The sequence below is a fragment of the Gilliamella sp. BG2 genome (genome assembly GCF_046635645.1).
Taxonomy (GTDB): domain Bacteria; phylum Pseudomonadota; class Gammaproteobacteria; order Enterobacterales; family Orbaceae; genus Gilliamella; species Gilliamella bombi.
In genome coordinates this window covers 39980-47231 of sequence record NZ_JBIDFF010000020.1, presented here as the reverse complement: position 1 = coordinate 47231, position 7252 = coordinate 39980, and the positions used below count along the sequence as shown (strand labels likewise).

General features: G+C 35.5%; 6 protein-coding genes. 2 read left to right on the top strand and 4 right to left on the bottom strand.

Translation table 11 applies throughout. The features are described 5' to 3' along the window. Positions 1-589 precede the first annotated feature (589 nt). Entirely contained in the window at positions 590-2377 is a 1788-nt protein-coding gene (locus ACGH6Q_RS09245; RefSeq protein WP_411592661.1) for a hypothetical protein, read from the bottom strand. 386 nt (positions 2378-2763) lie between these two features. On the opposite strand from ACGH6Q_RS09245, the gene ACGH6Q_RS09240 reads away from it, so the two are divergent. Further along, on the top strand, positions 2764-3258 hold the full coding sequence (locus ACGH6Q_RS09240; RefSeq protein WP_085163926.1) for a GNAT family N-acetyltransferase: 495 nt from the start codon (positions 2764-2766) through the stop codon (positions 3256-3258). Between the two features lie 43 nt (positions 3259-3301). Continuing rightward, the gene (locus tag ACGH6Q_RS09235) at positions 3302-4033 is read left to right on the top strand and encodes a rhomboid family intramembrane serine protease (RefSeq protein ID WP_174798551.1); all 732 of its coding nucleotides are present in this window, start codon (positions 3302-3304) and stop codon (positions 4031-4033) included. 54 nt (positions 4034-4087) lie between these two features. Here ACGH6Q_RS09235 and lolE read toward each other — a convergent pair whose 3' ends face one another. The 3 genes from lolE to lolC are packed head-to-tail and all read right to left on the bottom strand — an operon-like array spanning position 4088 to position 7238. Further along, positions 4088-5326, bottom strand: coding sequence for a lipoprotein-releasing ABC transporter permease subunit LolE (gene lolE, locus ACGH6Q_RS09230; RefSeq protein ID WP_411592659.1), 1239 nt, complete (start codon positions 5324-5326; stop codon positions 4088-4090). Positions 5327-5338: 12 nt separating this feature from the next. Then, the gene (gene lolD, locus ACGH6Q_RS09225; RefSeq protein ID WP_411592658.1) at positions 5339-6043 is read right to left on the bottom strand and encodes a lipoprotein-releasing ABC transporter ATP-binding protein LolD; all 705 of its coding nucleotides are present in this window, start codon (positions 6041-6043) and stop codon (positions 5339-5341) included. Continuing rightward, positions 6036-7238 (bottom strand): lipoprotein-releasing ABC transporter permease subunit LolC, encoded by a 1203-nt coding sequence (lolC, locus tag ACGH6Q_RS09220; protein WP_411592663.1) that lies wholly within the window; start codon positions 7236-7238, stop codon positions 6036-6038. The genes lolD and lolC overlap by 8 nt, the downstream gene beginning before the upstream one ends. Positions 7239-7252 lie beyond the last annotated feature (14 nt).

Here is a 7252-nt window from a genome sequence, read left to right as displayed (position 1 = left end):
TCCTTTAAGGAGGTTAAAGTATAGCCATTTTAAAAAAACTTGGCTAGCTTTTTATGCAATTTTTTAATTAGAATACGGTGTTAGGTTTTGGCGTTACAGTAGGTATAACACGAGATAACTCCCTATTACTAAAAAAATATTAACAATACTACTTGGTGGACAAGTTATTTTTGAGTTAAAAAACTAACCAATTATAATTAGCAAATTTACTATGTACCTTAAATTATTAGTTAACAGCATAAGGAATTATATAAAAAATATTAGTACTTATTACTGCCATGTTTTTATTTGAATGTAATGAAAAAACTTATACTGTAGAAGATTATTGAAAATAACAAAGAAAGACTAAATGAATATCGTAAAAAATGTATAAACGGAGAAATAGATGGCGATAGTTTAAATTGTCAAAATTTGCACAAAGAAATGGTTAGACTTAGTAGACTAACTAATACAGGAAAATAGACTAACTAAATTAAAGATCTAAAGTCGTTTTAGGTAACTTTTAAAATTTCATATGTGGAATAATATGATACGGCTTTATAAAAGCCGATTTTTCCGTCGGCTTGTTTAGTGATTTTGAATTTTTCTGTTATGGTGTTACGCAAACTGCACGAGTAATGGCTCTAGCATTGTAAAAATCATAACTATAAGGAAACCCTAAAGCTGAATGAACACCAAGTCCTTTTCCATTACGATGAGAATCTCCTGCATTCACCCCTACACTTCGACTCCAATACCCTATATAGATATCCCAGTCACTGCCTGGATAACCGCTACATCTAACGCTTTCCAAATCTTCTGCATCAAAATTGTTAACAATACACCCCCATTCATTAAATAGCCCGCCCTGCCACATTGTTGTGCTTTCTTGATAGCTTAATTGACGAACAGGTAAACCAACGCGAGCACTATTTTCGGCTCTTCCTGGAATACCGCCTCGCCAACCATAACGACTTGCATTTGCATTCGTATAGTCATTTACATCTGGTATTCGATAGCCACTACCAAAACTTGCACAATAATTACTAACTTGTGTTTGGGCATTAGAACCATTACCTGTACCACGATAATTAACATTTGGCTGAGCTATATACCAGCGCATTATTTTAAATTCATATAATAATTTTGTCTTCGAACTATCGGCATATAGTTTGAATGTGACAGGTGTAAAACTTTTATTATTTGAGTTATATCTTGGTCCTTTCAAGGTTATTTTTAAACTTGGCTCGGCATTACCTAATGCCCCTGAGTTATTATAATTTTTATATTGCCAACGTGGTGTATTCTCTGTACTCAATGTCAAACTGACATTACCACCTTCTTCTGCCCTTACCACGTTACCATTAGCTGCTAACACTTGAGCTGGGGTTATATTTTTAAGTAACAAATAAAAAAACAACCCATGCGAACCAGTGCTTGGAAAGTTATTGCTAGTAACTGATGACGCCCCATTATAATTTCCACTATTCGAAGCACTTAATACCTTATACCCCTTATTAGCCACCCACGTCGAACCATCAACATTAAGCCCCATCCCATTAGAAGTACTGCCAAAAGCCAAATTAGGTTGGGCATAGCACACCGATACAATTGCCTTATTAGGGTTGATATAATAGGTATGACTCCCACTGGCAAAGTCGATACGATCTGGTACACCAGATCGCGTCTGTAACAGACCTCCCGATGAACTAATAGTTAACCTATATGGCGCATCACAAACATTTAGCAAACTATTAGGGTTACGCTTAACGATTGAGGTAATGTCCTCATAGGCATTATTGGCGTTCTTACTTTCCCACTTTACCGTTATGCTTCCTGTCGCACTGATGCCATCATCACCATCATCATCTCGCCCATAGTTATATGGGGCATTAACGACATCATTGAGATTAATAGTCGGGTAGTTATTATTGCCAGATCGAGGAAAAGGCACCATACTTTGTACCGTTTCAAAGGTATCCAAAGCGTTCGGTAATTCAATCGGACTGGTTGTACTTGAGTTATCTTCGTTCGCTTTAATTATTGTTCCATCCGATAACGTAATACCCAACAATGAACTAATATCATTTGCTTTTGTTACCCCACCATCAAACGTTAAATAAGGCGCCGTGCCGTGAATATCCTGCAAAGTCTGCGCCGATAATGCCTGCGAACTCATCGAATACGAAAGTAATAACAGTGCCATAAAAACCAGTGGGAACTTGAATAACAACTTGGAAATCGGTAATAGCCTTGGTGGCAATTCGGCCGATAAATCTAGCAATTTCGCTATATTAGGCAATAAAAATAGGAAATGAGTCTGATTTTGACTATGATGAAATTGAAAAAGATTTAGGACACAGGTTTGGCAGGTTAGATACCAAGTACTATAGCGCATAACGATTATTCAACCATTTAAATTATTGTTCTAATTTTATTTTTTATAATTATTCCTCATATTCCTCAGCTAATGAGCACTCCCTTGCATTAAAAGCGGTGGAATTATAATCTATTAAATGGAAATTCACTAGTTTTTTGTTAAAAATTTGTAATTTTTTGTTAAATAAATAAAATTAAGTTTTTGTTGGTATGCTTTTGGAAATGGTCTTGGTGGTGTTTTTGGCTAAAAACAACAAAAAATAAAATAAAATAAAAAACTTTACTATATTTTTTATTTAACCATTTCTACGCTGTATTTTTCTCACTATAAAAAATATGCTTTATTGCCAATAAACAATAATAAAATTACAATAATTTCACTTTAAACCACTTAAAGCAAAAAAAATGATTACTTACCACGATGCTACATTAGAAGATTTACCATTTATTGTTGATGTTTATAATTCAACAATTGCTGGTCGCCAAGTTACTGCCGATACAGTACCTGTTTCTGTTGAAAGTCGATTGGAATGGTTTTACCAGCATAACCCTAACAATCGTCCACTTTGGTTAATTAAATATCAAGATAAACCTTGTGGTTGGATTAGTTTATCTTCGTTTTATGGTCGCCCCGCTTTTTATAAAACCGTTGAGATTAGCTTATATCTTCATCAAGATTTTCGTGGCAAAAAAATTGGTCAATTTATGGTGGATAAAATTGAACAATTTGCTAAACAGGCTGGAATTGAGGCAATTTTTAGCTATGTGTTTCGACATAACTTACCTAGTGTTAATTTATTTAAAAAAATGCAGTATCAACAATGGGGACTTCTTCCAAAAATTGCTGAATTAGATAATGTTCAGCGTGATTTAGTGATATTAGGTAAACGGTTAGATTAACTGACCTCTATCGATAAAATTTACCTATTCAAAAGGATTTTTAATGAGCACCTTTAATGATATTAAATATTACGCCAGTCAATCTAAAATCACCACAACGCTAGTAGTAATCAATATTCTGTGTTTTTTTGCATTTCGGCTAGTTGATAGCCGTGGGTTTTCGCCATTATATGAAAATCATTTTTTGATTGATTGGGGAGCCGATGTTGCGGAGTTAACTTTTTCTGGCCAATATTGGCGCATGTTTACTAATTTATTTATGCATGTCAGTTTTACTCATTTAGCTATGAATATGCTGGCATTATGGAGCATTGGTCCTATTTTAGAACAACGCATTCCTTGCCTTGCTTTTGTTGGCATTTACTTTTTTTCAGGGCTAGTAGGAAGCTTATCAAGCAATATTGCCACCATCAATCAAAATGTGATTAGCTGTGGTGCCTCGGGTGCTATTTTGGGTATTATTACCGCATTGTTGGCTTATTGTTTGGTATTTAGAACCAATATACAAGAAATGCCAGTCAAAGCAATGCTGGTGAGTTTAGTATTAACTGCTGGGTTAGGGTTATTGCCATCTATCGATAATATGGCGCATATTGGTGGTGCTTGTGCTGGTTTTGTACTTGGTGGGGTTGTTTCGTTATGTATTAAAATGTTCAAATACCCAAGTAAGTTAACTCTGCTTATTATTGGTCTTGTATTTATTGTGACTGCATTGGGGATCTATGTGCAATATATGCACTATGCTTTACCTAATGGTTATTATGTCTATTATTAATAATAAAAAGGCGCTGATTATCATTAAACAGCGCCTTATTTATACAAAAGCTATTTAAAAGCTATTTAAAATCCGTGCAGGCTCAATCTTACAAGCACGTTTAGCTGGATAATAGCTAGCAATTAAGCTAAGTAACATGGCAGTTATAAACACTATCACCACATCAAATAGATGAATTTCGGATGGTAAAAAATCGATAAAATAGATATTGCTATTTAAGATTTTATGCCCCATTAATGACTCAATAAAGCCCATGATGTTAGAAAGTTGCCATGACAGTATTACGCCTAAAATAACTCCAATTAGACTGCCAATTAACCCTGAAATCACCCCATACCATATAAAAATATGTTTGATTAAACGATTAGTTGCGCCTAGGGTCTTTAATATGGCAATATCACGCTGTTTATCTTTTACGGCAATGACTAAAGTGGATACAATATTAAAACAAGCCACGCCAATGACCACAATCATGGCCAGATACATGATTTGCCTAATCATTTGAATATCACGATACATAAAGCCAAACGTCTGTTCCCAGCTATTAAATAACAGATCTTCGTCAAGCCTTAATGCTGCTTGACCAATAAGGTTATTGGATTGATAAACGTCTTTTACATTTACCATAATACCTGTAACGCTATCGCCCATATTTAGTAATTTCTGTGCATCTGTTAATGGAATTAAGGCCATGTTATTACTCAAGCTGCCACTTAATTCTAAAATCCCTACTACTTGCAAACGGACTCTTTTAGGTGGTTTGAGTTGATTTGGACTGCTCGAAACAGGAATTAATAAAGAAACCCATCCCCCTTCACTCACTGATAAATTTTTAGCAAGCCCTGCTCCAATAATAATTTGTTGGCTATCGGGCTTAAAATCTTGCCATTTATTATTCAGTACATAATTCGGTAGTGAACTGAATTGCATTTCTTGTTCAGGGTCAAGACCTTGTACTTGCACAGCGCCAAGCTTGCTACCGTTTTCAATTAATCCAGTAAAATTAACAAATGGTAAGGCTGATACAATATTACTATTGTCTTTAAGTTCTTGTTGAACGTGTTGCCAATTATCTAAATTGCCGTATTTTGGATAGAATTGTCCATGCGGCACTACCGATAACACTCGATTGTGTAATTCACGCTCAAAGCCATTCATGGCACTTAAGCCAATAATTAATGCCGCAATACCAATAGCAATGCTGAGTGTTGAGATAATCGAAATTAACGACACCATACCACTTTTGCGACGCCCTTTTCGAAATTTTATGGCGGTAATTAAAGATAAATTCATATTAATTATCCATTAATTGTTATCTGATGATGCGCTATCAGAAAGTTGACCATCTCTCATCACCATTTGTTTATCAAGTTTATTGGCAAGCTCAAGATCATGTGTAACAACCAAAAACGCAGTTCCGTGTTCACGATTTAATTTAATCAGTAGCTCAAAAATAGAATCGGCTGTTGATTTATCAAGGTTACCTGTTGGCTCATCAGCCATTACTAAAGCGGGGTTATTAATTAATGCACGCCCTATTGCCACTCGTTGGCGTTCTCCGCCAGACAGCTCGGAAGGGCGATGATTTGCTCGTTTGACTAAATTAACCGACTCTAGCATTGCCATAGCCCGTTTTTTAGCTTCGTTGGGTAAAACGCCTCCAATTAATAGTGGCATCGCTACATTTTCAAGCGCTGTAAAGTCAGGCAATAGGTGGTGAAATTGGTAAACAAAGCCAATTTCTTGATTGCGTAGACTTGCCTTTTCTTGTTCAGATAATTGATTTAACTGATGTGATTTAAAAATAATTTCGCCAGATGTGGGATTATCTAAGCCACCAAGCAAATGCAGTAAAGTGCTTTTACCCGATCCTGAACTACCTATAATGGCGAGTAATGACTGTGAATGAATATCAAACGAGACATTTTTTAAAACCTCGGTCACCATTTTGCCTTCGTTATAAGTTTTATAAAGATTTTTGGCACTTAGTAATATTTGTGAATTATTCATAACGTAAAGCCTCGGCAGGTTGAATATTGGCTGCACGATATGCAGGATAAAGTGTTGAAATTAGCGATAACATAAGCAATCCAATAATAATTAAAATAATTTGCGATGGTTCAACCAATGAAGGTAGCAAGATACCAGCTAAAGATAAACCTAACAATTGCATGATTTCGTTTAAGTTAATAGCAAGTAGCAGTCCTAAGGCGCTACCTAATAACGTGCCAATTATTCCTGAACTTGCACCTTGAATAATAAAAATTAACATAATTTTAAAGCGAGACAGACCTTGTGTTTTTAAAATAGCGACTTCGCCTTGCTTTTCCATCACCAGCAAGCTTAATGAAGTAATAATGTTAAAAGCCGCAACAATCACAATCAGGCTAATAAGTAATCCCATGACATTTTTTTCCATTTTAATGGCTTGAAATAATTCACCGCGTTTAGCTCGCCAATCTTTAAAGACTAATCCTTCAGGTAATGGGGTATTGGTTATCGAGGCAATATCCAGTGGTTTATCTAAAAATAGACGCCAACTGCTAATCATATTAGGAGGATAACGTAATAAGTTTTTGGCGTCAGATTGATTGACATAAATAAGCGTTTGATTGATATCGTGGTTAACCGTAAACAGTCCTACAATATTAAATAAACGCTGGGAAGGTATACGCCCAACTGGGGTAATTTGACTTGCATCTGTTACCATTAAACGTATTTTATCGCCAACAGTTACACCTAATTGATTAGCTAACGTTTGCCCTATGATAACATTGTATTGCCCTGCTTGAAGATCTAATACCGATCCACTATAGATATAATCATTAATAGGATCATCATCTTCTGGGTTAATGCCCATTAGTGTGCTTACAGTGATACTTTGCTCACTTTGCAAAACCACATCACTCGACACCAAAGAACTAATACGATTAACACCTTGAATCTGATTAAATTGCGCACGAGTAATGACCTTAGGATCTATCCTACCTTGTGGTGTTGTGATCTGGGCTTGAGGTAAAAACTTTAAAATACTACTTTGCATCTGATCTTCAAGCCCATTCATGACTGATAAGACCACAATTAGACCAATTGAACCTAACATAATCCCAATCATCGACAACCATGATACAAAGCGACCAAACCCATCCGTTTTTTGCCCGTATACATAGCGCAAACCAATAAAAAATACTAATGGACGAAATATTTTTGACATAAACG

What these genes read in the sequence shown, in the direction of transcription:
- ACGH6Q_RS09245 (WP_411592661.1), bottom strand. Translation starts at nt 2,377, where the DNA reads ATGCGCTATAGTACTTGGTATCTAACCTGCCAAACCTGTGTCCTAAAT.
- ACGH6Q_RS09240 (WP_085163926.1), top strand. Translation starts at nt 2,764, where the DNA reads ATGATTACTTACCACGATGCTACATTAGAAGATTTACCATTTATTGTT.
- ACGH6Q_RS09235 (WP_174798551.1), top strand. Translation starts at nt 3,302, where the DNA reads ATGAGCACCTTTAATGATATTAAATATTACGCCAGTCAATCTAAAATC.
- lolE (WP_411592659.1), bottom strand. Translation starts at nt 5,326, where the DNA reads ATGAATTTATCTTTAATTACCGCCATAAAATTTCGAAAAGGGCGTCGC.
- lolD (WP_411592658.1), bottom strand. Translation starts at nt 6,043, where the DNA reads ATGAATAATTCACAAATATTACTAAGTGCCAAAAATCTTTATAAAACT.